Below are 26,204 nucleotides of genomic sequence, written 5' to 3'. Positions count from 1 at the left end.
GGAGGTCCCCGTGGCACACGTCGAGATCAGGCACCTGCACCACCGGCTGCCGGACGGGCGGCCACTCCTCGACGACGTCTCGTTCCGGGTCGCCGACGGGGGCACCGCCGCGCTGGTCGGGCCGAACGGCGCCGGCAAGACCACCCTGCTCCGGCTGGTCGCCGGAGACCTGACCCCGACCGCCGGCGAGATCGTCACCTCCGGCGGGCTCGGCGTGATGCGGCAGTTCATCGGCACCATCCGCGACCACCGCAGCGTCGGCGACCTGCTGCTCTCGGTGGCACCCGCGCGGATCCGCCAGGCCACCGCCGAACTCGCCGCCGCCGAGCACAGCCTGCGCGAACGCGACGACGAGCCGGCCCAGCTCCGCTACGCGCACGCCGTCACCGAGTACGTCGAGGCCGGCGGCTACGACCTCGAAGTCGTCTGGGACGCCGTGACCACCGAGGCGCTCGGGCTGCCGTACGAGCGGGCTGCCGGGCGGGACGTCAACACCCTCTCCGGCGGCGAACAGAAGCGACTCGTACTGGAGGCGCTGCTTCGCGGCCCCGACCAACTGCTGCTGCTCGACGAGCCCGACAACTACCTCGACGTACCCGGCAAGCAGTGGCTGGAGCGGCAACTGCGGGCCAGCGCCAAGACGGTGCTGCTGATCTCGCACGACCGGCAACTGCTCGCCGAGGCGGCCGACCGGATCGTCACCGTCGAGGACCGGCAGGTCTGGGTGCACGGCGGCGGTTTCGCCAGCTATCCGGCCGCCCGGCAGGACCGGGTCGACCGGCTCGACGACCGGCGCCGCCGATGGGAGGAGGAGCACGCCCGGCTCCGGCACCTGGTGCACACCGCCCGGCAGGGCGCCGCCCGCAACGACGCGCTCGCCTCGGCGTACCGGGCGGCGCGGAGTCGACTGGCCCGGTTCGAGGAGGCGGGACCGCCGACCCGGCCGCCGAAGGAGCAGAACGTGCGGATCCGGCTGCGCGGCGGGCGTACCGGCAAGCAGGCCCTGGTCTGCCAGCAACTCGAACTGACCGGGCTGATGCGCCCGTTCGACCTGGAGATCTGGTACGGCGAGCGGGTCGCCGTGCTCGGCTCCAACGGCTCCGGCAAGTCCCAGTTCCTCCGGCTGCTGGCCGGGGCCGATCAGGTCCCGCATCGGGGCACGGTACGGCTCGGTGCCCGGGTCGTACCCGGGCTCTTCGCCCAGACCCACGCCCGCCCGGACCTGTACGGCCGCACCCCCGCCGAGATCCTGATGACCGGGCATGCCCTGCCCCGCAACGACGCGATGGCGGCCCTGGCCCGCTACGAGATCGCGCCCGCCTGGGACCAGCCCTTCCAGAGCCTCTCCGGCGGCGAGCAGGCCCGGTTGCAGATCCTGCTGCTCGAACTGGCCGGGGCGACCCTGCTGCTGCTCGACGAGCCGACCGACAACCTCGACCTGGCCAGCGCCGACGCGCTGCAACGCGGCCTGGAGGGCTTCGCCGGCACGGTCCTCACGGTCACCCACGACCGCTGGTTCGCCGCACACACCGACCGCTACCTGCTGTTCGGCGCCGACGGCCGGGTGGTGGAGACCGACGAACCAGTCTGGACCGAGGGCCGGGTGGAACGGGAGCGCTGAGTTATCTGCCGGCGGCAGCTTCGGCCTGGAGTCTTGACACTACTGCCCGTGTCTCGATAAGGGTCGTGTCTGGACAAACGACCTCGTCCGGGGCGGATCCGCCAGGCCACCGACCGACCAGCGATCATCGGTGCCGAAGCGCCAGCTCGGCCGCACACCTGACCACAGAACGAGTCTCGCGGACCGTGGGGGGTACGGTCCGCGAGACGGCGGGGGAGTGGTGGGGCGCCGCCGGGGGGGGCCCAGGGTGGGACGAGCCCCACCCCCCCCCCCACCCCGGCGGGGCGGGGGGGGGGGGGGGCGGCCCCCCCCCCACGGCTGGGGAGTCGTGGGCCGCCGCCGGGGCGGCCACTGGTTGGTCAGATCATCCAGCGGTGCCGCTGCACGAAGGGCAGCCGCGCCCACACTCGACCCAGTCCCCAGGTGTGGCCGGCGTACGTCGCGGCCAGCACGATCAGCACCGCGGCGTAGACGAAGTGGTAGTCGGTCAGCGGGTTGGTGGAGCCGGTGGGCTCACCGGCGCTGGTGTGCTGGGCGAGGGGAAACTCCGCGAACCACATCAGCACCATGATCAGTGCGCCCGAGGCTGCGGCGACCCGCAGGCCGATGCCGGCGATCAACGCGACGCCGACGGCGAGCATGCCGAGCATGAAGAGCCAGTTGGCCCACCAGGTGCCGGCGATGCTGTGCGCGATCGACTCGAACGGGCCGACCGAGACGTGCGAGAGGAAGCCCTCGGTCGGCGAGCCGCCGTTGATCCAGGCCCTGGCCGACGGCGTCGAATAGTTAAGGCCGAAGGCCTTGTCCAGGAAGGCCCAGAGGAACACGAAGCCGGTCGAGATACGCAGCACGGCGAGCGCCTTGGCGCCGGTCTTGGTCAACATCGCGCCGGGCGAGTCGGCCCGCTCCAGCGGCGTGGTGATCGGGCGGATGGAGTGGCGGGTGGTCATCGTGGCCTCCGAGGTCGACCCTTGTCCTGACACCCATCACTCTGCTCGGCCCGGCGCCGCCGCACCCGGGTCCGAACACCTCAATGGGCGGGACCAAGGACCGGGCCGGATCCGGGACCAAAGGCCCGACGGCGTCCCGGGACCGGATCACCGCGACCTACGGCACGTCGTAGGCGAGCAGCGGGGTGTTGTCGTACCGGAGGAGTTCCAGGCGGATCAGCTCGGACCTGGTGAACCGGGTGACGCCGGTGAAGGTGGCGTCGTCGCCGGGAGCGGCGAGCCAGGAGCCGACTTGCTCCGTCTCGCCGTTCGGGCCGTGCGCCACCAGCCGGAAGGTGTACGCCTTGGTGTAGTCCCTGGTCTTCGCGTACTGGCAGCGCATCGTGATCACGGTGCCCCAGCGCGTACCGTCGAAGCCGATCTCGGCACTCACCGGCACGTTGCCGCGGACCGGCTGCATGGCGACCATCCGCACCTCGACGTCGGTGCCGGGGTTCCGGTCCCCGACCACCGGTACGGCGACCCCGAACCCGAGCACGGCGGCCAGCGCGGCGGCGACCAGGGCCAGTCCACCGGTGCGGAGCCGGCCGCGTCGGCGCTCGCGGTGCCGATGGGCCCGGGCCTCGTCGAGCAGCCTCGGCAGCCGTTCACCGGTGCTCGGTGCGGTGGCGATCTCCTCCAGCCCGGCCGGATCGAGCCGGCCCAGCAGTCCCGGCAGTACGGCGATCTCGGCGACCGCCTCCCGGCATGCCGGGCAGCCGGCCAGGTGCCGCTCGTACGCGGCCCGCTCGGCGGGAGACAGGGCGCCCAGCACGTACGCCCCGTCATCGTGGGCGTACTCGCAATTCGTCACCCGGTCACCCCCATCTCCGCCAGTACCAGTCGCAGCGACCGCAGCGCGTAGTGCGTCCGCGACTTCACCGTGCCCGGCGGTACGCCCAGCCGGGCGGCCGCCTCGGTCACCGACCGGCCCTGGTAGAAGCACTCCACCAGCACCTCCCGGTGCGACGGCGAGAGCCGGTTGAGCGCCTCCGCCACCGTCCAGGCCTCCACCGCCCGGTCCGCCTCGTCGACCACCTGCGGCGGCTCGGGCAGTTCGTCGGTGATCACCTCGCCGATCCGGGCGCTGCGCCGCCGCCAGGCGTCGATGGCGAGGTTGCGGGCGATGGTGAAGAGCCAGGCCCGCACCGGCCCCCGCTGCGGGTCGAGCGCCTCCGGATGCCGCCACGCCCGCAACAGCGTCTCCTGCACCAGGTCCTCGGCCCGCTGCCGGTCGCCGCCGGTGAGTCGCAGGGCATGCGCCAGCAGCGCGTCACCGTGCTCGTCGTGCATGGCGCGCAGCAGTTCGGCGTCCTGGTCGCTGATGTCTCTCCGCCTCCCGCCCGCTCCGTCCGACCAGCCCCGGCTCTCGGTTTCACGCATCCGCCGCCAGGACGGTTCAACCGAAGGCGGGCGAGATGCTCGGACGGGGTGAACTCAGGACGGGACGGCGGGCGGCATCGGCCTACCGGCCGGGCCCGATCACCCTGCCGGACACCCCTGCGTCAGCCCGACGGACGACAGCGTCCGGAACAGCCCGCTTCCTGGGGATGTTCACCCGTGGTTCACCGGACCGCCGGACGCCGCTCACGGCGTGCTCCTAGCGTCCGGCAGGCACGCGCCCTCGTGCGCATTACCCGAGGCGTCAAGGGCGCGCATCCCTGACATTGGCGAGGAGGCTCCATCTCCATGACCGAGCGACCCCGGCTGCTCCCCCTGCTCGGCCCCTCGGGCCACGGCGGGCGCGACGCCATGACCTGCATATACCGTTGCGGAAACGCCTGTGCGCACCCGGTGCCCAACGAGTCCGACAACCCGTACTTCGGCGACGTGGTCCAGGCCGAGGTGAGCCGGCGCGGAGTCGTCCGGGCCGGCGCGGTCGGCGCGCTGGTGCTCGGCTTCGGCGGCGCGGCGGCCGGCGCGCTCGCCGGATCGCCGGCGATGGCCGCTCCTGGGAACGGATCCGGCCCGGCACTGCCCGAGGTGGACAGCTTCACGCCGGCCCGGCGGCCCGGCAACTCGGCGCTCACCTTCAAGCCGATCCCGCCGAACAAGCTCGACAACCTGGTGGTGCCGAACGGGTACGACCACTCCGTGGTGATCCGCTGGGGCGACCCGGTGCTGCCCGGCGCACCCGGCCTGGATGTGCACAAGCAGACCGCCGCCCGGCAGTCCCAGCAGTTCGGCTACAACAACGACTTCGTCGGCGTACTCCCGCTGGACCGCAAGGGCGAGCGGGCCCTGCTGGTGGTGAACCACGAGTACACCAACGAGAACCTGATGTTCCCGAACTTCACCACCTTCGACGCGATGAGCGTCGAGCAGATCCGGGTGGCAATGGCCGCGCACGGGCTCTCGGTGCTGGAGCTGGAGCGGGTCGGCGAGAGCGGCGCGTGGAAGCCGGTCCGCAAGGGCAGGCTGAAGTACAACCGGCGGATCACCGCGCACACGACGAAGTTCGAGTTCACCGGCCCGGCGGCCGGCTCGGCCTGGCTGAAGACCGCAGCCGACCCGAGGGGCCGGACCGCGATCGGCACCCTGAACAACTGCGCGGGTGGGATCACCCCGTGGGGCACGGTGCTCTCCGGCGAGGAGAACTTCAACCAGTACTTCGTCGGCGCCGACGGCGCGCCGGAGACGCTCAAGCCGAAGCTGGCCCGGTACGGCATCAGCACCACCGCCCGCTACCCGTCGGACAGCCGCAAGTGGGAGCGCGCCGACGAGCGGTTCGACCTGGCGAAGCACCCCAACGAGGCGCACCGGTTCGGCTGGGTCGTCGAGGTCGACCCGTTCGACCCGGAGTCGAAGCCGCGCAAGCACACCGCGCTGGGCCGGTTCAAGCACGAGGGCGCGAACGTCATCGTGGCCAAGGACGACCGGGTCGTGGCGTACATGGGCGACGACGAGCGGTTCGATTACCTCTACAAGTTCGTCTCGGACAAAAAGTTCAAGAAGGGTGACTCCTGGACCGCCCGGGAGCACAACCTCACCCTGCTGGAGTCCGGCACCCTCTACGTCGCGAAGCTCGACCAGACCAGCGCCGGTGAGATCGACGGCTCGGGCAAGCTGCCGGCCGACGGCGCGTTCAACGGCCGGGGTAGGTGGATCAAGCTGGTCCGGGGCAACACGTCGTACGTCCCCGGCATGACCGCCGCCGACGTGCTCACCTTCACCCGGCTCGCCGGTGACGCGGTCGGGGCGACCAAGATGGACCGTCCGGAGGACGTCGAGCCGAGCCAGCTCACCGGCAAGGTGTACGTGGCGCTGACCAACAACACCAACCGGGGGGTCGGGACCAACCCGAAGGCCGACGAGGCGAACCCGCGGACCAACAACAAGCACGGGCACGTGCTGGAGCTGGTCGAGGACCGGGGCGACAACACCTCGGAGACCTTCGCCTGGTCGGTGCCGATCGTCTGCGGCGACCCGACCGACCCGTCGACGTACTTCGCCGGCTACGACAAGACCAAGGTGTCGCCGATCTCCTGCCCGGACAACGTGGCGTTCGACGGCTCCGGCAACCTTTGGATCTCCACCGACGGCAACGCGCTGGGCAGCAACGACGGCCTCTTCGCCACCGCCATCGAGGGACCGGAGCGCGGGCACCTCAAGCAGTTCCTCACCGTGCCGCTCGGCGCGGAGACCTGTGGGCCGTTCATCACCACGGACAACCGCTCGGTCTTCGTCGCCGTGCAGCACCCGGGCGAGCTGACCGGGGCGTCGCTGGAGAACCCGGCGTCGAACTGGCCGGACGGCGACTTCGCCAAGCCCGGCGTGGTGGTCACCTGGCGCCTCGACGGCGACGTCGGGGTAGGGTGCCCGCCGAAACCGGAGCACCGCCCCCCCGGTGGTCTCCTGCCCCCCTTCGCGGGGTGGCAGGAGACCACGTTCCGGTTCCGGGACCGGTCCGGCGCAGCCGCTAGGCCTCCGAGGCGAGGCCGTCGGCGACGGCGCGGGCCACCGCGAGCAGCTTGGCGCGGACCACCCGGGCCGAGGTCATCATCTCGGCGGCCGGCAGCGCGCAGGCGAGCACCACCCGCCGTTCCATGTCCTTGTCCGGGGTGACCAGCACGGCCGCGCAGGCGACGCCGTGCCGGAACTGGCCCAGTTCCAGGTGCATCCCGCGCCGGTCGCCTGCCGCCAGGTCCGCCTCGAACGCGTCGGCGGCGACCAGGGTCGCCGAGGTGAACGGCCGCATGCCGTACTCGCGGAGGTAGCGGAACCGCTGCTCCGGGGTGAGGGTGGCCAGCAGCGCCTTGCCGAGCGCGGTGGCGTGAGCGCCCTCGTCGAAGCCGGGCACCAGGTCCTCCAGGTACGGCGACCGGGGCCCCTCGGCGAGCGCGGTGATCGCCACCTGCCCGCCGACGAACCGCCCCAGGTAGTGGCTGTAGCCCGTGTCCGAGGCGGCCCGACGCAGCGACTCGCCCACCGCCGGCGGCCCACGGAACGCGGTGACCAGTTCGCGGTACCGGTCCGCCACCTCCAACCCGACGATGTACGTGCCGTCTTCGCGCCTGATCACGTAGCCCTCGTAGGCGAGCGTGCGCACCAGGTGGTACGTGGTGGCCACAGTCAACTCGCAACGCCGGGCAATCTGTTTCACGGTCAGGCCCTTCGGTGCCCGTCCCACCGCTTCGAGCACGCGCAAGGCACGCGACACGCTGCGGATCAGGTCCGAAGGTTCCGCCAAGGGGTCGCGCACAACCACCTCCGCCGCCGGGGACTTACAGAATATGAAAAACCGGGCGCCTGCGAAATGCCCGATCGGATTGAGGATGCCAGATCTACAGCGACCGTGCGTACAGCGACGGACACGATCGGTTCATACGGGTAGCTCGCGTAGGCTCGTCCCAAATGGCCGATCTAACCGCTGACACCCCGGAATCCGTAACCTTTGCCCGGCCGACTCGTACCGTGCTCGCCGCCGCGGTCATCACGGTGGCCGGCGTACTGCCGGTCTTCCTGATCGGCGGACTCGCCGTGCAACTCGGCGCCGAGTTGGACTTCTCTCCCGCCGGGCTGGGGCTGGCCGTCGCGGTCTACTTCGGCGTGAGCGCGCTCGCCTCCGTCCCGTCCGGCGCCCTCGTCGAGCGGTACGGCCCGACCGCCGCCGCCCGGGCCAGCCTGCTGCTGGTCGCCGCCGCGATGCTGGCGGTCGCCGCCGTGGCCCGCTCCTACCCCGTGCTGCTCGCCCTGCTGGCGGCGGTCGCCGTGGCCAACCCGCTCGGGCAGATGTCCAGCAACGCCACCCTGGCGCACCGGGTACCGCCCGGCCGGCAGGGCCTCTCCTTCGGGATCAAACAGGCCGCCATTCCGGCCGGTACCCTGCTCGCCGGGGCCGCCGTACCGGCACTGGCGCTGACCGTCGGCTGGCGCTGGGCGTTCGTCGCCGCCGCCGTACTGGCACTGGCGATCCTGCCGGTCGTACCGACCGGTCAGCGGCAGGTGGCGGACCCGGCAGCGCGGCGCGGCGGCCGGGCGACCGGGGCGCTGGTCGCCCTCGGCGTGGCCGGCACCCTGGCGGCCGGCTCGGCGAACGCCCTCGGCACCTTCCTGGTCGACTCCGCGGCGGCCCGTGGACTCTCCCCGGGAGTCGCCGGGCTGGTGCTCACCCTCGGCGGCGCCGTCTGCCTGCTCTCCCGGATCCTGATGGGCGCACTGGCGGACCGCCGCTCCGGCGGCCACCTCAACACCGTCGCCGCGATGCTGGTGGTCGGTGCCGCCGGGCTGGGCCTGCTGCACCTGGCCGCTCCGCTGGCCCTGGTGGTCGGCGTGGTACTCGCGTTCGGCCTGGGCTGGGCCTGGCCCGGGGTGCTCAACTTCGCCGTGGTCCGGCTGCATCCGCAGGCACCGACCACCGCCACCTCGATCACCCAGACCGGGGTGTACGCGGGCGGCTGCCTCGGCCCGCTCGGCCTCGGTACCCTCGCCGAACACCTCGGGTACCCGACGATGTGGCTGGTCGCGGCGGCGGCGATGCTGCTCGCCGCCGGGCTGATGCTGGTCGGCCGGCGGATGCTGCTGACCTCGCTCCGGCGCCGGGTCGGCGGCGCCACCCCGCCGGTCGGTGGTTCGGCCCGGGTGCCCCGGCAGCGTCGTAGGCCGGCCGAACACCACGAGACCGGCGAGACGGATTCCGCCGTGGCCTGACCCCCGCCCGTCCACCCCCGACCGGACAGCGCCGCCACCGCGTCGTGCGGCGCCGTCAGCCGGTATCGCGAACAGGTTCCGAGCGGCGTCCCGGGCGGCTCAGCCGGTGCGGTCGGCGATGAAGTCGCAGAGCGATTCGAGAGCCTGCCGGGGGCCGGTGTCGGGCAGCGGGGCGAGGCAGGACCGGGCCTCCTCGGCGTAGCTGCGGACGGTCTCCCGGGCCCGCTTCAGCGCCGGAGACTCGCGGAGCAGGCCGAGCGCCTCGGCGTGCAGCGCGTCGTCGGTGATCGGGCCGAGCGAGAGGATCTCGCGCAGCCGCACCGAGGCCGCGTCGCCGTCGTCGGCGCCGAGCGCGTAGAGCACCGGCAGGGTCGGCACGCCCTCCCGCAGGTCGGTGCCGGGGGTCTTGCCGGACTGCACCGACTCGGAGGAGATGTCGAGCAGGTCGTCGGAGAGCTGGAAGGCGACCCCGATGGTCTCGCCGTACCCGGCCAACGCCTCGATGTGCATGGCCTGGGCGCCGCCGAACATGCCGCCGAACCGGGCCGAGGTGGCGATCAGGGAACCGGTCTTCTCGGCGATCACGTTCAGGTAGTGCGCGACCGGGTCGGCGTCGCGCGGGCCGACGGTCTCGGCGATCTGCCCGTGCACCAGCCGGGCGAACGTCCGGGCCTGCAACCGGACCGCCTCGGTGCCGAGGTCCGCGGCGATGTCGGCGGCCCGGGCGAAGAGGTAGTCGCCGACCAGGATCGCCACCGAGTTGCCCCACCGGGAGTTGGCGCTCGGCGCACCCCGACGCACCGACGCCTCGTCCATCACGTCGTCGTGGTAGAGCGTGGCGAGGTGGGTGAGCTCGATCACCACCGCCGCCGGTACGACCTGCGGGGCGGCCGGATCACCGAACTGGGCGCCCAGCGCCACCAGCAGTGGCCGGAACCGCTTGCCGCCGGCATCGACCAGGTGCCGGGCCGCCTCGTCCACCATGGGATCGGCGCTGGCGACGTTGTCGCGCAGCTCCGTCTCCACTCTGGCCAGCACGCTGGCCACCGATGCTTCCACGCGGGCATCCGCGAACTCGAGCCCGATCGTGTCCAGCCCGAGCGCCGCCATGCCGCCAGCCGTTCCCCCCACGCCTTCAACCATGCCACACCCGCCGGCCAACCCCTGGTCGGGGGCGGTTGACCTCGGAACGGGCGCGGGGGCGGCCCGTCATCGGACGAATTCGGCGGCGCCGTTGGCGAGATCCAGCAGCGGCGCCGGGGCCACCCCGAGTACCAGCGTGGCGACGACCCCGATCATCAGGGCTGCCGCGGTCAGCCCACCCGGCAGCGACACCGTCGGAGTGGACTCGCCCGGCTCGGAGAGCCACATCATCACCACGACCCGCAGGTACGGGAAGGCGAGGATCATGCTGGTCAGCACACCCACGATCACCAGCCAGACCTGACCGGCGTCGAGCGCCGCCCCGAACACCGCGAACTTGCTGGTGAAGCCGCTGGTCAGCGGGATACCGGCGAAGGCGAGCAGCAGGAAGGTGAAGAGCCCGGCATAGAGCGGCGAACGCCGGCCCAGCCCGGCCCACCGGGACAGGTGGGTCGCCTCGCCGTCCGCGTCCCGGACCAGGGTCACCACGCCGAACGCGGCGAGCACCGTGAAGCCGTACGCGACGAGGTAGAACATCGTGCTGGACAGCCCGTCCTTGGAGAGCACCAGGGCACCGACCAGCAGGTAACCGGCGTTCGCCACCGAGGAGTACGCGAGCAGCCGCTTGATGTCCGTCTGGGTGACCGCGAGCACCGCCCCGACCAGCATGGTCAGTACCGCGATGGCGCCGAGCACCGGAGTGAAGTCCCAGCTCGCCCCGGAGAACGCGACGTGCAGCACCCGGAGCAGACCGCCGAACGCGGCGACCTTGGTGCAGGCGGCCATGAAGCCGGTGATCGGGGTCGGTGCGCCCTGGTAGACGTCCGGGGTCCAGACGTGGAACGGCGCCGCCGCGATCTTGAAGAGCAGGCCGATGGAGAGCAGCGCGAGCCCGGCGAAGAGCAGCACCTCGCTGGCGGCCGAGTCGGTGACCGCGGTCCGGATGGTGCCGAAGTCGACGCCGCCACCGGAGCCGGTGCCGCCGGCCCCGACCGTGAAGCCGTAGACCAGCGCCATGCCGAAGAGGAAGAACGCCGAGGCGTACGAGCCGAGCAGGAAGTATTTCAGTGCCGACTCCTGGCTCAGCAGCCGCCGGCGCCGGGCCAGCGCGCAGAGCAGGTAGAGCGGCAGCGAGAACGCCTCCAGCGCGATGAACATCGTCAGCAGGTCGTTCGCGGCGACGAAGAGCAGCATGCCGGAGATGGCGAACAGGGTCAGCGGGTAGACCTCGGTCGCCCCGCCCTCGTCGGCGGCCTGCCGCTGGTCCTCCGGCGACCCGACGGTGACCGCGGCGTGCGCCACGAACGCGCCGCCGCGCTGCACCGACCGCTCACCGATCAGCAGCAGCGCCATCCCGGAGAGCACCAGGATCGCGCCCTGGAGGAAGAGCGTCGGGCCGTCGACCGCGATCGCCGAGCTGGCGGTGACCAGCCGGTCGTGCGCGTTCAGCACCACCGCGACCAGCGCGCCGGCCACGGCCAGCAGGCCGAGGACGAGCTGCGTGTAGTGCCGGCTCTTCCGGGGGACGAACGCCTCGACCAGGATGCCGAGCACGGAGGCTCCGAAGAGCACCAGGATCGGTGCCAGAGCCGCGTAGTCGATGTCCGGCAGCTTGAGATCCATTATCGGACCTTCCTTACGTACGCGACTGGCAGCCGGCTCACCGGTGTGCCTCCTGGACGGTGCCCACCGTCGGCGCCGGATCCTGCGTGCCGAGGTCCTGCTCCATGGTGGCCTGGACGGCGGGGTTGATGACGTCGGTGACCGGCTTCGGATAGAAGCCGAGCAGCAGCAGCAACGCGATCAGCGGGGCGACCACGACCTTCTCCCGTACCGACAGGTCCCGCCGCATCCCCTCCACCCCGGACAGCGCCGGGTTCAGCGTGCCCTGGGTGGTCCGCTGGATCATCCACAGCACGTACGCGGCGGCCAGGATGATCCCGACGGTGGCGATGATCGCGACCGGTTTGTTCACCGTGTAGGTGCCGATCAGCACCAGGAACTCGGAGATGAACGGCGCCGTGCCGGGCAGCGCCAGCGAGGCGAGACCGGCGAAGAAGAACACCCCGGCGAGCAGCGGTACCAGCTTGCCGGCGCCGCCGAAGTCGGTGATCAGCGCGGAGCCGCGCCGGGCGACCAGCATGCCCACCACCAGGAAGAGCAGCCCGGTGGCGAGGCCGTGGTTGACCATGTAGAGCACCGCGCCGGTGCCGGCCTGGGTGGTGAAGGCGAAGAGCCCGACGCCGATGAAACCGAAGTGCGCGATCGAGGTGTACGACACCAGCCGCTTGAGGTCGTTCTGCCCGACCGCCAGCAGGGCGGCGTAGATGATGCCGATCAGCGCCAGCGCGATGGCGTACGGGGCGAACCACTTCGACGCCTCGGGGAAGAGCGGCAGGCAGTACCGCAGGATGCCGAAGGTGCCGACCTTGTCCATCACGCCGACCAGCAGCGCGGCGGAACCGGCCGGGGCCGCGCCGCCGGCGTCCGGCAGCCAGGTGTGGAACGGGAAGAACGGTGCCTTGATCGCGAAGGCGATGAAGAACCCGAGGAAGAGCCAGCGCTCGGTGCCGGTGGAGATGTCGATCTGGGTCAGCGCCTGCCAGTCGAAGGTCTTGCCGCCGACCACCCAGAGCCCGATCACCGCGGCCAGCATGAAGAGGCCGCCGACCAGCGAGTAGAGGAAGAACTTCACCGCCGCGTACTGCCGCTGGTGACCGCCGTAGCTGCCGATCAGGAAGTACATCGGCACCAGCATGACCTCGAAGAACACGTAGAAGAGGAAGACGTCGGCGGCGGCGAAGACGCCGATCATCGTGCACTCGAGGAAGAGCAGCAGCGCGAAGTAGACCGGCACGGAGCGCTTGGACTTCTCGGCGTCGTGCCAGGAGGCCAGGATCACCAGCGGCACCAGCAGGGCGATCAGCATCAGCATGACCAGCGCGATGCCGTCGGCGGCGAAGGTGAAGTTCACCCCCCAGCGCGGGATCCACGAGTACGACTCGCGGAGCTGGAGCCGGTCGCCGCCGGCCTCGAAGGCGATCCACATGAAGACGGAGAGCACCAGCACGGCCAGCGACCAGCCGAGCGCGATCCGCTTGGCCAGCTCGGCACGGCTGGCCGGCAGGAAGACCACCACCAGCGCGCCGACCAGCGGCGCGACGGTGAGCACCGAGAGGAAGGGGAAGTCGGACATTATTCGGCCTTACCTCCGTCGTCAGTGCCCGGCCGGTCGAGGTCGCCCGGCCGGTTCAGCGCGGCCGGTGGGTTGTGGTGGGTCACGCCAACCACCCCAGTTGGACCGCCAGGAACGCCGCCACCACCAGCACCGCGCCGGTGAGGATGGACATCGCGTACGACCGGACGTAGCCGGTCTGGAGCCGGCGCAACCGGCCCGATCCACCGCCGACCGCGGCGGCGAGCGCGTTGACCAGCCCGTCGATGCCCCGGTTGTCCAGGAAGACCAGTGCCCGGGTGAGGAAGATGCCCGGCTTCTCGAAGACCGCCTCGTTGATCGCGTCGGTGTAGAGGTTGCGCCGGGCCGCCCGGACCACCGGGCCGGCCGGCTGCTCCACCAGCGCGGTGCCGTTGCGGAACAGCAGCCAGGCCAGGCCGGCGCCGAGCACGGTCAGGCCGAGCGAGAGCACGGTGATCACCGTGTGCGACAGCACCGGCTCGTGGTGCTCGGCATGGCCGAGTACCGGGGTCAGCCAGTCGGCGACCGGGGTCGCCATCAGCCCACCGGCGACCACGGAGCCGAGGCCGAGCAGGATCAGCGGCACGGTCATGACCGCCGGGGACTCGTGCGGGTGCTCGATGTCTTCGGTCCACCGCTTCGGACCGTGGAAGGTGAGCACGAAGAGCCGGGTCATGTAGAAGGCGGTCAGCCCGGCGCCGAGCAGCGCGGCGCCGCCGTACAGCCAGGCGGTCCAGTCGTCGCGGGCGAACGCCTCGACGATGATCGGCTCCTTGGTGAAGAAGCCGGAGAACGGCCACATACCGATGATCGCCAGCCAGCCCAGCCCGAAGGTGATCCAGGTGATCTTCATGTACCTCGCCAGCCCGCCGAACCGGCGGATGTCCACCTGGTCCTTCATGCCGTGCATCACCGAGCCGGCCCCGAGGAACATGTTGGCCTTGAAGAAGCCGTGTGCCAGCAGGTGGATGATGGCCAGCGCGTACGCGCCGCCGCCGAGGCCGACGCCGAGGAACATGTAGCCGATCTGGCTCACCGTCGACCAGGCGAGGACCCGCTTGATGTCGTCCTTGGCCGCGCCGATGATGCAGCCCATCAGCAGGGTGAGCGCGCCGACGCTGACCACGATGGTCTGCAGCGTCGGGTCGAGCGAGAAGATCGGGTTGGACCGGGCGATCAGGTAGACGCCGGCGGTCACCATCGTGGCGGCGTGGATCAGCGCCGAGACCGGGGTCGGGCCCTCCATCGCGTCCGGCAGCCAGGCCTGGAGCGGGAACTGGCCGGACTTGCCGGCCGCGCCGAGCAGCAGCAGCAGGCCGAGCGCCAGCACCGTACCGCCGGCGAGCTGGCTGGCGCCGTTGAAGACGTCGGCGTACTGGGTGCTGCCGAGGGTGGCGAACATGATGAAGATCGCGATGGCCAGGCCGGCGTCGCCGACCCGGTTCATCAGGAACGCCTTCTTGCCGGCGGTGGCCGCGCTCGGCCGGTCCTGCCAGAAGGAGATCAGCAGGTACGACGCCAGACCAACGCCCTCCCAGCCGACGTAGAGCATCACGTAGTTGTTGCCGAGCACCAGCAGCAGCATCGCCGCGACGAACAGGTTGAAGAACCCGAAGAACTTCCGCCGGCCGGCGTCGTGCGACATGTAGCCGACCGCGTACACGTGGATCAGGAAACCCACGCCGGTGATCAGCAGTACGAAGACCGCGGCCAGCGGGTCGAAGAGCAGTCCGAAGTCGACGTGCAGGTCGCCGACTGCGATGAAGTCCCAGAGGCTCAGCTCGACCGAGCGGTTCTCCAGGCCCCGCAGCGAGAAGAAGTAGGTCAGGCCGAGCACGAAGATGGCGCCGACGCTGGCCACGCCGAGCCAGTGCCCCCACCGGTCGGCACGCCGGCCGAGCAGCAGGAGGATCGCCGCGCTGACCAGCGGGATGGCCACCAGCAGCCACACGCTGCCCAGCAACCCCGTGGCGTGGGCGTACTCCACAGAATGTTCCACTGGTGGGCCCCTCTTAGTACTTCAACAGGTTGGCGTCGTCGACGCTCGCCGAGCGCCGAGTCCGGAAGATCGTCATGATGATGGCCAGCCCGACCACGACCTCGGCGGCGGCCACCACCATGACGAAGAACGCCATGATCTGACCGTTCAGGTCGCCGTTGATCCGGCTGAACGTGACCAGCGCGAGGTTGGCCGCGTTGAGCATCAGCTCGATGCACATGAAGAGGACGATCGCGTTGCGCCGAATCAGCACCCCGACCGCACCGACCGTGAAGAGCAGGCAGGCGAGGATCAGGTAGTGGTTCGGCGACACCGACAGGAAGTCCGACATCTTATTTCTCCGTCCCCTTCAGCGCAGTCTCCTCCGCGGAGAGTTCACGCTGCGGCAGGATCCGCGGCACGCTCCGCTCGGTCAGCCCGCCGTCCGGCAGCCGGGCCGGGGTGGCGACCGAGGACGAGGTGGCGTACACGCCGGGGCCGGGCTTCGGTCCCGGGTAGCTGCCGGGGCGGAACCGGGCCTTCATCGTGGCGACCTGGTCCATCCGGTCCTGGCGGCGCCGCTCGACGTGGGCCAGCACCATCGCGCCGACCGCCGCGGTGATCAGCAGGGCCGAGGTGACCTCGAAGGCGAAGACGTACCTGGTGAAGAGCAGCGCGGCGATCCCCTGCACGTTGCCGTTCGCGTTGGCCTGTTCCAGGCCGACCGCGTCCGCCTGGCCGAGCGCCCGCCACATCCCGCTGGCGAGCAGCGCGCCGAAGCCGAGGCCGAGCAGGATCGCCGCGATCCGCTGCCCGCGCAGCGTCTCGATCAGCGAGTCCGAGGCGTCCCGGCCGACGAGCATCAGCACGAAGAGGAAGAGCATCATGATCGCGCCGGTGTAGACGATGATCTGCACCAAGCCGATGAACGGCCCGGACTGGATCACGTAGAAGACGCCCAGGCAGAGCATGGTCAGCACCAGCCAGAGCGCGGAGTGCACCGCGTTGCGGGCCCACACCGTGCCGATCGCGCCGATCAGGGCGAGCGGGGCCAGGATCCAGAAGGTCACCTGTTCACCGCCGGTCACCCCACCCGCCGCAGCGAGCACCGCTGATGTGGTCATGACCCCTCCTCGCTCCGCTCGTCGGCGTCATGACCTCGAGCACTGAGCTGGCTGATTCGCTCGCTCATGACGTCTTCTCTCCGGTCGGGCCCGAGCCGTCGACCGTGCCGGTCTCGGACCAGGGCGCCCGCTCCGCGCCGGCCGAGGTGCCCGGGTTGGTCAGCGCGCCGACGTAGTAGTCCTTCTCGGTGTCACCGAGCCGCATCGGGTGCGGCGGCTGCTCCATCCCCGGCAGCAGCGGTGCCAGTAGCTGCTCCTTGGTGAAGATCAGGTCCTGCCGGTTGTCCCGGGCCAGCTCGTACTCGTTGCTCATGGTCAGCGAACGGGTCGGGCAGGCCTCGATGCAGAGCCCGCAGAAGATGCACCGGGCATAGTTGATCTGGTACGTGCTGGCGTACCGCTCGCCGGGCGAGAAGCGCTGCTCCTCGGTGTTGTCGCCACCCTCGACGTAGATCGCGTCGGCCGGGCAGGCCCAGGCGCACAGCTCGCAGCCGATGCACTTCTCCAGCCCGTCCGGGTGCCGGTTGAGGATGTGCCGCCCGTGGTAGCGCGGGGCGGAGACCGGTGGCTTGAACGGGTAGTCGGTGGTGACGACCTTCTTGAACATGTGCGAGAAGGTGACCCCGAAACCCTTGAACGATCCGGTGATCGCGCCCACGTCACACCTCCTTCTCGTCGTGTCCGGTACCGGCGTCGCCCGGCTGCCCGGCTCCCACGTTCGCCGGCTCCCGCTCGGCGACCGCCCGTTTCATCCGGGGGCTCGGCGGTACCTGTAGATCCATCGGCGGCAGCGGGAAGCTGCCGGCCGGCCGCCGGTTGACCTTCTCCTGGAGCGTCCGCTGCGGCGGCCGCCTCTTGCTCGGCCAGAGCAGCGTCACCAGCAGGACCACCAGCACCGCACCGGCGATCACCGAGTAGCGGGTGGAGTCGCCGAGGTCCTCCTTCTGCAGGGTGCGGATGCCGGCCAGGACCAGGATCCAGACCAGGTTGATCGGCAACAGCACCTTCCAGCCCAGCCGCATGAACTGGTCGTAGCGGAGCCGGGGCAGCGTGCCGCGCAGCCAGATGAAGATGAAGACCAGACCGATCACCTTGCCCATGAACCAGAGCAGCGGCCACCAGCCGGAGTTCGCGCCCTCCCAGAGCGTGATCGGCCAGGGTGCCCGCCAGCCGCCGAGGAAGAGCGTCGTGGTGACCGCCGACATCGTCACCATGGCGACGTACTCGCTGAGCATGAAGAGCGCGAACTTCAGCGAGCTGTACTCCGTCATGAAGCCGGCGACCAGCTCCGACTCGGCCTCGGGCAGGTCGAACGGCGCCCGGTTGGTCTCACCGACGGTGGAGATGAAGAAGATGATGAAGCTCGGCAGCAGCAGGATCGCGTACCAGCCGGGGGCGGGCAGGTCGACCACGCCGAAGAGGTTGAGCCGGGTGCCGTCGGCCTGCTGGCTGACGATGCCGCTGGTCGACATCGTGCCGGCGGTCATGAAGACCGCGACGATGGACAGGCCCATCGCCACCTCGTACGAGATCATCTGGGCGCTGGAGCGCAGACCGCCGAGCAGTGGGTACGTCGACCCGGAGGCCCAGCCGCCGAGCACGATGCCGTAGACGCCCATCGAGGAGCAGGCCAACAGCACCAGTACGGCCACCGAGACGTCGGTGACCTGGAGCGGGGTCCGCTCGCCGAAGATGCTCACCATCGGGCCGAACGGCACCACCGACAGCGCTGTCACCGCGCAGATCGTCGAGATGGTCGGCGCGAAGAAGTAGACGACCTTGTCGGCCGCCTTCGGCAGGATGTCCTCCTTGAAGGCCATCTTGAGACCGTCGGCGAGGGTCTGCAGCAGACCGAACGGGCCGATCTGGTTCAGGCCGGGCCGCTGCGCCATCCGGGCCACCACCCGGCGCTCGAACCAGACGCCGAGCAGGGTGGCCAGCACCGCGAAGACGAACGCCGCCACGATCTTGATCAGGACGAGCCACCACGGATCCTTGCCGAAGTCCTGCAGCGTCGGATCCTGGGCCAGGTAGAGGAGCTTCATCGGGTACCACCTCCAGCGCTGTTCAGCAGCGGCCCCGGCTTGCCCGCCGCATCGGCGGCGACCGGGGTGGCCGGGCCGGCGCTGAGCCGGACGACCGCGCCGGACGTGGCGCCCAGGCTGCGCCGGACGCTCGCGCCGGGCGAGTTGGTGGGCAGCCAGACCACGTCGTCCGGCAGGTCGGTGATCGCCGCCGGCAGGGTCAGCGCGCCCCGGTCGGTGCCGACCGTGACCGCGTCGCCCTCGGCCACCCCCAGCGCCTCGGCGGCGGCCTTGCCGAGCCGGACCACCGGCGGCCGGGCCGTGCCGCCGAGTGCCGGGTCGCCCTCGGTCAGCGTGCCGGCGTCGATGAGCTGGTGCCAGGTGGCGAGGACCGCCTCGCCCGGGCCGGGTCGGACCGGCGCGGCCGGCTCGACGGCCGGGGCGGCGGTCCGGTTGGCCTTGGTCGCCGGCAGCGCACCCAGCTCACGGCGGACGCTGTTCACGTCGCCGGTGCCGAGCCGCACGTCGAGCTGGGCGGCGATCGCGTCCAACACCCGGGCGTCGGTCATCGCGGTGGTGTTCAGCACCGCCTCGAAGGTGCGCAGTCGGCCCTCCCAGTCGAGGAAGCTGCCGGCCTTCTCCACCACCGGGGCGACCGGGAAGACCACGTCGGCGCGGCGGGTCACCGCGTTGTGCCGCAGCTCCAGGCTGACCAGGAACGGCACCTTCTCCAGCGCCGCGTCGGCGAGCCTCGGGTCGGCCAGGTCGGCCGGGTCCACGCCGGCCACCACCAGCGCGCCGAGCGAGCCCTCGGCGGCGGCCGCGACGATGCCGTCGGTGTCCCGGCCGGGCTGGCTCGGGATGACCCCGGCGGCCAGGTCCCAGGCGCCGGCCAACTCCGCCCGGCCGGCCGCGTCGGTCACCGGGCGTCCGCCGGGCAGCAGGTTCGGCAGGCAGCCGGCGTCGACCGCGCCGCGGTCGCCCGCCCGGCGAGGCACCCAGGCCAGCTTGGCACCGGTACGCTCGGCCAGCTCGGCGGCGGCGGAGAGGCCGCCCGGCACCGTGGCCAGTCGCTCGCCGACCAGCAGCACCGCGCCGGGCTGGCGCAGCGCCTCGGTGACCGAGGCGTGCCCGGCGAGCAGTTTGGCCTCGTCGCCGGGGGCGGCGGTCAGCACCGTCGCGCCGATCTTGGCCAGTCCCCGGGTCACGAACGGGGCCAGCGCCAGTACCTTCAGCCCGCGCTTGTTGTACGCCTTGCGCAGCCGCAGGAAGAGGATCGGGCACTCCTCCTCCGGCTCCAGCCCGGCGATCACCACGGCCGGCGCCCGCTCGACGTCGGCGTAGGTCACCTCGGTCGCCCCGGCCACCGTGCTGGCCAGGAACTGGGCCTCCTCGGCGGAGAGCGGCCGGGCCCGGAAGTCGATGTCGTTGCTGTGCAGCGCCACCCGGGCGAACTTGGCGTACGCGTACGCGTCCTCGACGGTGAGCCGGCCGCCGGTCAGCACCCCGATCCCGCGTGCGGAGTCGCGTGCCTCACGTAGCCCGTCGGCGGCGACGGCGAACGCCTCGCTCCAGGACGCCTCGCGCAGCTCACCGCTCTTGGCGTCCCGGACCATCGGCTTGGTGATCCGCTCGTTGGCGGTGGCGTACCGGAAGCCCCAGCGGCCCTTGTCGCAGTTCCACTCCTCGTTCACCGCCGGGTCGTCGCCGGCCAGCCGGCGCATCACCTTGCCGCGCCGGTGGTCGGTGCGCTGGGCGCAGCCGGCCGAGCAGTGCTCGCAGACGCTCGGGGTGGAGACCAGGTCGAACGGGCGGGCCCGGAACCGGTACTGCGCGCCGGTCAGCGCGCCGACCGGGCAGATCTGCACCGTATTGCCGGAGAAGTACGAGTTGAACGGGACGTCGCCGGAGTCACCCTCCTCGCCGCCGTAGACCTCGTCCCGGTAGACGTTGATCTCCTCGGCGCTGGACCGGCCCATCAGGTCGATGAACTTGTCCCCGGCGATCTCCTCGGAGAACCGGGTGCAGCGCTGGCAGAGCACGCAGCGCTCCCGGTCCAGCAGTACCTGGGTGGAGATGTTGACCGGCTTCTCGTACTCCCGCTTGGGCTCGTGGAAGCGGGTCTCGGTGCGGCCGGTGGACATCGCCTGGTTCTGGAGCGGGCACTCGCCGCCCTTGTCGCACATCGGGCAGTCGAGCGGGTGGTTGACCAGGAGCAGCTCCATGATCCCCTCCTGCGCCTTCTTGGCGACCGGAGAGGTGAGCTGGGTGCGTACCACCATGCCGTCGGCGACGGTCTGGGTGCAGGAGGCGACCGGCTTGCGCTGCCCCTCCACGTCGACCAGGCACTGCCGGCAGGCACCGGCCGGGGCGAGCAGCGGGTGGTCGCAGAACCGGGGGATCTCGATGCCCAGTTGTTCGGCGACCCGGATCAGCAGCGCACCCTTCGGCGCCGTCACCTCGATGCCGTCGATGGTGAGCGTGACGGTCTCGGTCTGCTTCGCAACGTCCGTCATGTCAGAGCCGCCTTCCGTTCGCGACTGCGGGGCTCGCAAGCTCAACTCGTGTTCCGGCGCGACCGCGTCCCACGCGAGCCGCCCCGGAACACTCGCTCCTCGCGCTCACCATTAGTGCGCTCCTACCAGGGTCTTCTCGGACAGCTTGGGAGCCGTCCGGCCCTCGATGTAGTCGAGGTAGTCCTGCTTGAAGTACTTCAGCGAGGAGGTCACCGGGCTGGTCGCGCCGTCACCGAGACCGCAGAACGAGCGGCCGAGGATGTTGTCGCAGGTGTCCAGCAGGGTGTCCAGGTCCTCGTGGGTGCCCTGCCCGGCCAGGATCCGCCGGTAGGTGCGGACCATCCAGTAGTTGCCCTCCCGGCACGGCGTGCACTTCCCGCACGACTCGTGGTGATAGAACTCCAGCCACCGGTAGGTGGCGTAGACCGGGCAGTCCTGGTCGGAGAAGATCTGGGTCGCGGTGGTGCCGAGGATCGAGCCGGCCGCCGCCACCCCCTCGAAGTCCAGCGGCACGTCCAGGTGCTCGGCGGTAAGCAGCGGCGTCGAGGAGCCGCCCGGGGTCCAGAACCGCAGGTCGTGCCCGGGCTGCATGCCGCCGGCCAGCTCGATCAGCTCGCGCAGCGTGATGCCGAGCCCCGCTTCGTACTGCCCGGGGTTGTTGATCCGGCCGGAGAGCGAGTAGATCATCGGCCCGGAGGACTTCTCCGTGCCCATGCTCTTCCACCAGGCCGCCCCGCCGAGCACGATGTACGGCACGCTGGCGATGGTGCCGACGTTGTTGACCACGGTCGGGCAGGCGTACAGGCCGTGGGTCGCCGGGAACGGCGGGCGCAGCCGGGGCTGACCCCGGAACCCTTCCAGCGAGTCCAGCAGCGCCGTCTCCTCGCCGCAGATGTACGCCCCGGCCCCGCTGTGCACCACCAGCTCCAGGTCGAAGCCGGTACCGAGGATGTTCTCGCCGAGATACCCGGCCCGGTACGCCTCCTGCACGGCGTTGCGCAGCCGCCGGGCCGCGTGCACCGCCTCGCCCCGGATGTAGATGTAGGCGCGGTTGGCCCGGATCGCGTACGAGGCGATGATCACGCCCTCGACCAGCGAGTGCGGGTCGTGGGTCATCAGTGGCAGGTCCTTGCAGGTGCCCGGCTCGCCCTCGTCGGCGTTGACCACCAGGTAGTGCGGCTTCCCGTCGCCCTGCGGGATGAAGCCCCACTTGAGCCCGGTCGGGAAACCTGCGCCGCCCCGGCCGCGCAGGCCGGAGTCCTTGACGAGCTGGATCAGGTCGTCCGGGTGGGCGGTGAGCGCCTTGCGCAGCGCCGCATAGCCGTCCAGCCGCTGGTAGACGTCGAGCCGCCAGGCGTCCGGCGACAGCCAGCGCTTGGTGAGCACCGGGGTCAGCTTCTCCAGCGTCTCCCGCCGAGGCGTCGTGGTCACTTCTCAGCCTCCTCTTCGCTCGCGACTGCGGGGCTCGCAAGCTCACTCCTCGCGCTCGCAGCCTCCTCTTCGCTCGCGACTGCGGGGCTCGCAAGCTCACTCCTCGCGCTCGCAGCCTCCTCTTCGCTCGCGACTGCGGGGCTCGCAAGCTCACTCCTCGCGCTCGCAGCCTCCTCGCTCGCGGCCGACTTCAGCGAGCGCTCCTGCGCCTCCGTACCGTCGCCGGCCGGCTTGGCGTCGCTGGCCGGCTTGTTGGCGGCGGCGCCGGCCTGCTCGGCGGACCTCGCGTCGGCCGGTCCGGCAGGTACGCCGTCGACCGGCGCCTTCGTCCCCGGCGCATCCGGGGCCGCGGTCTTCGCGTCCGGGTTCCGGGTCTCGGCGGTACGCACCTGTGGCGACTTGTCGTCCGGCGACTTCACGTCCGGCGCGGTGCTGCCGGTGGCGGCGGCCGGTCGGGTGGTCGCCGGGGCCGGCTTGTCACCGGTCTGGCTGCCCTTGATCGGGGTGTTCGGGTCGTAGCCGGCCACCGAGATGCCGTGCTGCTGTGCCAGCCGCAGTCCGGCCAGCGTCGGGTCGCCGGCCAGCCCGTCGGCCACCGCCTCCTCGCGCGGGTCGGCGAAGCCGGCCAGTTGCAGCGACATCTCCTTGAGGGTGCAGAGCCGGGCGCCCCGGCTGGGCTGCGGACGACCGCCCGCGCGCAGCTCGTTGACGACCGCGACCGCCGCGTCCGGGTCGACCTGGTCGAAGAAGTCGTAGTTGACGGTCATCACCGGGCCGTAGTCGCAGGCCGCCAGGCACTCGGCGTGCTCCAGGGTGATCTTGCCGTCCGGGGTGGTCTCGTCGTGCCCGACCCCGAGGTGCTCGGTCAGCGCGTCGTAGACCTGCTGCCCGCCGAGCACGTTGCACATGGTGTTGGTGCAGACGCTGACCAGCCAGTCGCCGGTGGGCCGGCGCTTGTACATGGTGTAGAAGGTGGCCACGGCGCCGACCTGCGCCTTGTTCAGCCCGAGGACGTCGGCGCAGAACTCCACGCCGGCCGGGGAGACGTACCCCTCCTCGGACTGCACCAGGTGCAGCAGCGGCAGCAGCGCCGAACGGGACCGGTCGGCCGGGTAGCGCGCGACGATCTCCCGCGCCCGCTCGTCGAGCTTCGCGTGCAGGTCGGCGCTGCGCGAGCCGCCGCCGTTACGCTGTGCCGGCACCTCGCCCGGCCCGGTCACCAGACCGTCGAGCCGGGACGCCGCGTTGCCAAACTGAGACTGAGTCATTTAGCGATCACACCCACCCATCACCGGGTCCAGCGACGCGCCGCCCGCGATCACGTCCGCGATCAGGCCGCCCTCGGCCATCGCCGGCAGCGCCTGGAGGTTGACGAAGCTGGGTTCGCGGTAGTGCACCCGGTACGGCCGGGTGCCCCCGTCGGATACCGCGTGCACGCCCAACTCGCCGCGGGGCGACTCGATTCCGACGTAGACCTGGCCCGGTGGCACCCGGAAGCCCTCGGTGACCAGCTTGAAGTGGTGGATCAGCGACTCCATCGACTGACCCATGATCTTGGCGACGTGCTCCAGCGAGTTGCCCATCCCGTCGACGCCGATGGCGAGCTGCGCGGGCCAGGCGATCTTCTTGTCGGCCACCATGATCGGGCCGGGGCGGAGCTTGTCGAGCGCCTGCTCGACGAGCTTGAGCGACTCCCGCATCTCGGCCATCCGGACCAGGTAGCGGCCCCAGACGTCGCCACTCTCGGTGGTCGGCACGTCGAACTCGTAGTTCTCGTAGCCGCAGTACGGCATGGTCTTGCGGATGTCCCAGGCCAGCCCGGCCGAGCGGAGCACCGGGCCGGTGACGCCGAGCGCCAGGCAGCCGGTGACGTCGAGTACGCCGACGTCCTTGGTCCGCTCCAGCCAGATCGGCTGGCCGGAGAGCATGTCCTCGTATTCCTTCAGCTTCTTCGGCAGGAGCTTCAGGAACTCACGGATCTTGACGATCGCCTCGTCCGGGACGTCCTGGGCGACCCCGCCCGGCCGGACGTACGCCATGTTCATCCGCAGGCCGGTGATCAGCTCGAAGATCTCCAGCACGTACTCGCGCTCGCGGAAGCCGTAGAGCATCACGTTGACCGCGCCCAGCTCCATCGCCGTGGTGGCGATCCAGACCAGGTGCGACGAGATCCGGTTCAGCTCCATCATCAGCACCCGGATGGTGGTGGCCCGCTCGGTCACCTCGTCGGTGATGCCGAGCAGCTTCTCCACCGCCAGGCTGTACGCCGTCTCGTTGAACAGCGGCGAGAGGTAGTCCATCCGGGTGACGAACGTGCTGCCCTGCACCCAGTTGCGGTATTCGAGGTTCTTCTCGATCCCGGTGTGCAGGTAGCCGACCACCGCCCGGGCCTCCCGGACGGTCTCGCCCTCCAGCTCCAGGATCAGCCGGAGCACCCCGTGCGTCGACGGGTGCTGCGGACCCATGTTGACGATGAGCCGCTCGTCGTTGATCGGGTCGTGCCCGCTGACCACCTGGTCCCAGTCGCCACCGGTGACGGTGAAGACCCGGCCCTCGGTGGTCTCCCGGGACTCGGCGTAGCTCGGGTTGGTCGAGGTGCTCATTGGTACGACCTCCGCTGGTCGGGCGGTGGGATCTCGGCGCCCTTGTACTCGACCGGCACGCCGCCGAGCGGGTAGTCCTTGCGCTGCGGGTGGCCCTCCCAGTCGTCCGGCATGAGGATCCGGGTCAGGCTGGGGTGGCCGTCGAAGACGACGCCGAACATGTCGTACGCCTCCCGCTCCTGCCAGTCCGCCGTGGGGTAGACCGAGGTGACGCTCGGCACCCGGGGCTCTTCGGCGGTCACCGCGACCTCCAGCCGGAGCTGCCGGCGGTAGGTCATCGAGGTGAGCTGGTAGACGACGTGCAGCCGGCGGGCGTCGGAGCCGAGGTAGTCGACTCCGGAGACCGAGGAGCAGAGCTCGAAGCGGAGCGCCTGGTCGTCCCGGAGCACCTGGCAGACCTCGGCGATCCGCTCGGGGCGGATGTGCAGGGTGAGTTCGCCCCGGTCGACCACGACCTTCTCGATCGCGTCGGCGAAGCCCGGGTACGCCTCCTCCAGCGCGTCGGCGACCTCGTCGAAGTAGCCGCCGTACGGCCGGGGGCTGCTGACCACGCCGACCCGCTGCCGGACCAAGCCGCCGAAGCCGGAGGTGTCGCCGCTGCCGTGGATGCCGAACATGCCCCGCCCGGCCGGGCTGGCCGGGGGCAGTTCGGCCGGCGCCCCGCTGGTCGCCCCGATCGGCGGCCGGGCCACCGGCACGCCGCCGCCCGGCTGCTCGCTGGTCTTGTTGGGCGGGTTTCCGTTGGCCTCGCTCACCGGTCAGCCCTTCCCACCAGGTGGTTCTGCGCCTTCATCCAGTTCTCGATCCGGAGCTGCTCCTCGCGCCCCTCGGCGACCGCCCGGGTCCACTCGGCCCGCCGCGCCTTGTTGTTGTGGTAGGACGAAGGCATCGAACCGGGCGCCACCACTGGGATGTCGCCCCGGGCCCGACGCGCCTCCAGCATCTTCCGCCCGTTCGGGCCGAGCGGCTCGTGGCCGATCTTCTCGCGCAGCTTGAGGATGGCGTCGATCAGCATCTCCGGCCGCGGCGGGCAACCGGGCAGGTACATGTCGACCGGGACGATGTGGTCGACGCCCTGCACGATCGCGTAGTTGTTGAACATGCCGCCGCTGCTGGCGCAGACGCCCATCGAGATCACCCAGCGCGGCTCGGCCATCTGGTCGTAGATCTGGCGCAGCACCGGGGCCATCTTCTGGCTCACCCGGCCGGCCACGATCATCAGGTCCGCCTGTCGCGGCGAGGCGCGGAACACCTCCATGCCCCACCGGCCGAGGTCGTAGTGGGAACCACCGGCCGCCATCATCTCGATCGCGCAGCAGGCCAGGCCGAAGGTAGCGCCCCAGAACGACGACTTCCGGGACCAGTTGACCAGCTTCTCGACCGAGGTGAGCAGGATCCCGGACGGGAGCTTCTCCTCGATACCCATCTG

At 71.0% G+C, this 26,204-nt stretch carries 19 protein-coding genes and 2 pseudogenes; 3 read left to right on the top strand and 18 right to left on the bottom strand.

Translation table 11 applies throughout. The annotated features are described in order from the left end of the window. Positions 1 to 10: 10 nt before the first annotated feature. The gene (locus R6Y94_RS35830; protein WP_318398886.1) at positions 11 to 1,621 is read left to right on the top strand and encodes an ABC-F family ATP-binding cassette domain-containing protein; all 1,611 of its coding nucleotides are present in this window, start codon (positions 11 to 13) and stop codon (positions 1,619 to 1,621) included. A 359-nt stretch (positions 1,622 to 1,980) separates the two neighbouring features. Here R6Y94_RS35830 and R6Y94_RS35825 read toward each other — a convergent pair whose 3' ends face one another. From R6Y94_RS35825 to R6Y94_RS35815, 3 genes are all read right to left on the bottom strand, one after another. Continuing rightward, positions 1,981 to 2,571: a DoxX family membrane protein gene (locus tag R6Y94_RS35825; protein WP_318398887.1), complete on the bottom strand. Its 591-nt coding sequence runs from the start codon at positions 2,569 to 2,571 to the stop codon at positions 1,981 to 1,983. A 157-nt stretch (positions 2,572 to 2,728) separates the two neighbouring features. Continuing rightward, entirely contained in the window at positions 2,729 to 3,424 is a 696-nt protein-coding gene (locus tag R6Y94_RS35820) for a zf-HC2 domain-containing protein (protein ID WP_318398888.1), read from the bottom strand. Then, on the bottom strand, positions 3,421 to 3,993 hold the full coding sequence (locus R6Y94_RS35815) for a sigma-70 family RNA polymerase sigma factor (RefSeq protein WP_318398889.1): 573 nt from the start codon (positions 3,991 to 3,993) through the stop codon (positions 3,421 to 3,423). The genes R6Y94_RS35820 and R6Y94_RS35815 overlap by 4 nt, the downstream gene beginning before the upstream one ends. A 306-nt stretch (positions 3,994 to 4,299) precedes the next feature. On the opposite strand from R6Y94_RS35815, the pseudogene R6Y94_RS35810 reads away from it, so the two are divergent. After that, positions 4,300 to 6,411: pseudogene (locus tag R6Y94_RS35810) on the top strand (PhoX family protein); the annotation flags it as partial. Between the two features lie 118 nt (positions 6,412 to 6,529). On the opposite strand, the gene R6Y94_RS35805 reads toward R6Y94_RS35810, so the two are convergent. Then, entirely contained in the window at positions 6,530 to 7,312 is a 783-nt protein-coding gene (locus R6Y94_RS35805) for an IclR family transcriptional regulator (protein ID WP_318400959.1), read from the bottom strand. A 152-nt stretch (positions 7,313 to 7,464) separates the two neighbouring features. On the opposite strand from R6Y94_RS35805, the gene R6Y94_RS35800 reads away from it, so the two are divergent. Beyond that, on the top strand, positions 7,465 to 8,760 hold the full coding sequence (locus R6Y94_RS35800; RefSeq protein WP_318400957.1) for an MFS transporter: 1,296 nt from the start codon (positions 7,465 to 7,467) through the stop codon (positions 8,758 to 8,760). Positions 8,761 to 8,859: 99 nt separating this feature from the next. Here R6Y94_RS35800 and R6Y94_RS35795 read toward each other — a convergent pair whose 3' ends face one another. From R6Y94_RS35795 to R6Y94_RS35730, 14 genes and pseudogenes are all read right to left on the bottom strand, one after another. Continuing rightward, positions 8,860 to 9,903, bottom strand: coding sequence for a polyprenyl synthetase family protein (locus R6Y94_RS35795; RefSeq protein ID WP_412102960.1), 1,044 nt, complete (start codon positions 9,901 to 9,903; stop codon positions 8,860 to 8,862). A 66-nt stretch (positions 9,904 to 9,969) separates the two neighbouring features. Then, positions 9,970 to 11,529, bottom strand: a complete 1,560-nt coding sequence (gene nuoN, locus R6Y94_RS35790; RefSeq protein WP_318400966.1) for an NADH-quinone oxidoreductase subunit NuoN — start codon at positions 11,527 to 11,529, stop codon at positions 9,970 to 9,972. Between the two features lie 34 nt (positions 11,530 to 11,563). Continuing rightward, the gene (locus R6Y94_RS35785) at positions 11,564 to 13,099 is read right to left on the bottom strand and encodes an NADH-quinone oxidoreductase subunit M (protein ID WP_318400956.1); all 1,536 of its coding nucleotides are present in this window, start codon (positions 13,097 to 13,099) and stop codon (positions 11,564 to 11,566) included. Positions 13,100 to 13,181: 82 nt separating this feature from the next. Further along, on the bottom strand, positions 13,182 to 15,098 hold the full coding sequence (nuoL, locus tag R6Y94_RS35780) for an NADH-quinone oxidoreductase subunit L (RefSeq protein ID WP_318400954.1): 1,917 nt from the start codon (positions 15,096 to 15,098) through the stop codon (positions 13,182 to 13,184). Between the two features lie 13 nt (positions 15,099 to 15,111). Beyond that, positions 15,112 to 15,429: an NADH-quinone oxidoreductase subunit NuoK gene (gene nuoK / locus R6Y94_RS35775; protein WP_199187664.1), complete on the bottom strand. Its 318-nt coding sequence runs from the start codon at positions 15,427 to 15,429 to the stop codon at positions 15,112 to 15,114. Position 15,430: 1 nt separating this feature from the next. Continuing rightward, positions 15,431 to 16,201 (bottom strand): NADH-quinone oxidoreductase subunit J, encoded by a 771-nt coding sequence (locus tag R6Y94_RS35770; RefSeq protein ID WP_318400953.1) that lies wholly within the window; start codon positions 16,199 to 16,201, stop codon positions 15,431 to 15,433. A 64-nt stretch (positions 16,202 to 16,265) separates the two neighbouring features. Continuing rightward, positions 16,266 to 16,859, bottom strand: coding sequence for an NADH-quinone oxidoreductase subunit NuoI (gene nuoI, locus R6Y94_RS35765; RefSeq protein ID WP_318400951.1), 594 nt, complete (start codon positions 16,857 to 16,859; stop codon positions 16,266 to 16,268). A gap of 1 nt (position 16,860) precedes the next feature. After that, a complete protein-coding gene (nuoH, locus tag R6Y94_RS35760) occupies positions 16,861 to 18,246 on the bottom strand; it encodes an NADH-quinone oxidoreductase subunit NuoH (protein WP_318400950.1) in 1,386 nt (461 codons plus the stop codon). Beyond that, complete coding sequence (locus R6Y94_RS35755) at positions 18,243 to 20,741, bottom strand: NADH-quinone oxidoreductase subunit G (protein ID WP_318400948.1); 2,499 nt, start codon at positions 20,739 to 20,741, stop codon at positions 18,243 to 18,245. The genes nuoH and R6Y94_RS35755 overlap by 4 nt, the downstream gene beginning before the upstream one ends. 111 nt (positions 20,742 to 20,852) lie before the next feature. Then, a complete protein-coding gene (gene nuoF, locus R6Y94_RS35750; protein ID WP_318400946.1) occupies positions 20,853 to 22,172 on the bottom strand; it encodes an NADH-quinone oxidoreductase subunit NuoF in 1,320 nt (439 codons plus the stop codon). 149 nt (positions 22,173 to 22,321) lie between these two features. After that, a pseudogene (gene nuoE, locus R6Y94_RS35745) lies at positions 22,322 to 23,332 on the bottom strand (NADH-quinone oxidoreductase subunit NuoE); the annotation flags it as partial. A 108-nt stretch (positions 23,333 to 23,440) separates the two neighbouring features. Continuing rightward, positions 23,441 to 24,775: an NADH-quinone oxidoreductase subunit D gene (locus tag R6Y94_RS35740; RefSeq protein WP_318400944.1), complete on the bottom strand. Its 1,335-nt coding sequence runs from the start codon at positions 24,773 to 24,775 to the stop codon at positions 23,441 to 23,443. Then, positions 24,772 to 25,530 (bottom strand): NADH-quinone oxidoreductase subunit C, encoded by a 759-nt coding sequence (locus R6Y94_RS35735; protein WP_318400943.1) that lies wholly within the window; start codon positions 25,528 to 25,530, stop codon positions 24,772 to 24,774. Before R6Y94_RS35735 ends, R6Y94_RS35740 begins: the two co-directional genes overlap by 4 nt. Next, positions 25,527 to 26,201, bottom strand: coding sequence for an NADH-quinone oxidoreductase subunit B family protein (locus tag R6Y94_RS35730; protein ID WP_318400942.1), 675 nt, complete (start codon positions 26,199 to 26,201; stop codon positions 25,527 to 25,529). The genes R6Y94_RS35735 and R6Y94_RS35730 overlap by 4 nt, the downstream gene beginning before the upstream one ends. Positions 26,202 to 26,204: the final 3 nt, after the last annotated feature.

The organism is Plantactinospora sp. KLBMP9567 (assembly GCF_033446045.1).
Taxonomy (GTDB): domain Bacteria; phylum Actinomycetota; class Actinomycetes; order Mycobacteriales; family Micromonosporaceae; genus Plantactinospora.
This window is presented reverse-complemented; position numbering and strand designations above follow the sequence as displayed.

Excerpts from the sequence above, each read along its gene's own strand:
- R6Y94_RS35785 (WP_318400956.1), bottom strand. The coding sequence starts at position 13,099 with ATGTCCGACTTCCCCTTCCTCTCGGTGCTCACCGTCGCGCCGCTGGTC.
- R6Y94_RS35800 (WP_318400957.1), top strand. The coding sequence starts at position 7,465 with ATGGCCGATCTAACCGCTGACACCCCGGAATCCGTAACCTTTGCCCGG.
- R6Y94_RS35825 (WP_318398887.1), bottom strand. The coding sequence starts at position 2,571 with ATGACCACCCGCCACTCCATCCGCCCGATCACCACGCCGCTGGAGCGG.
- R6Y94_RS35815 (WP_318398889.1), bottom strand. The coding sequence starts at position 3,993 with ATGCGTGAAACCGAGAGCCGGGGCTGGTCGGACGGAGCGGGCGGGAGG.
- R6Y94_RS35770 (WP_318400953.1), bottom strand. The coding sequence starts at position 16,201 with ATGACCACATCAGCGGTGCTCGCTGCGGCGGGTGGGGTGACCGGCGGT.
- R6Y94_RS35795 (WP_412102960.1), bottom strand. The coding sequence starts at position 9,903 with ATGGTTGAAGGCGTGGGGGGAACGGCTGGCGGCATGGCGGCGCTCGGG.
- nuoK (WP_199187664.1), bottom strand. The coding sequence starts at position 15,429 with ATGTCGGACTTCCTGTCGGTGTCGCCGAACCACTACCTGATCCTCGCC.
- nuoH (WP_318400950.1), bottom strand. The coding sequence starts at position 18,246 with ATGAAGCTCCTCTACCTGGCCCAGGATCCGACGCTGCAGGACTTCGGC.
- R6Y94_RS35730 (WP_318400942.1), bottom strand. The coding sequence starts at position 26,201 with ATGGGTATCGAGGAGAAGCTCCCGTCCGGGATCCTGCTCACCTCGGTC.
- R6Y94_RS35755 (WP_318400948.1), bottom strand. The coding sequence starts at position 20,741 with ATGACGGACGTTGCGAAGCAGACCGAGACCGTCACGCTCACCATCGAC.
- R6Y94_RS35740 (WP_318400944.1), bottom strand. The coding sequence starts at position 24,775 with ATGAGCACCTCGACCAACCCGAGCTACGCCGAGTCCCGGGAGACCACC.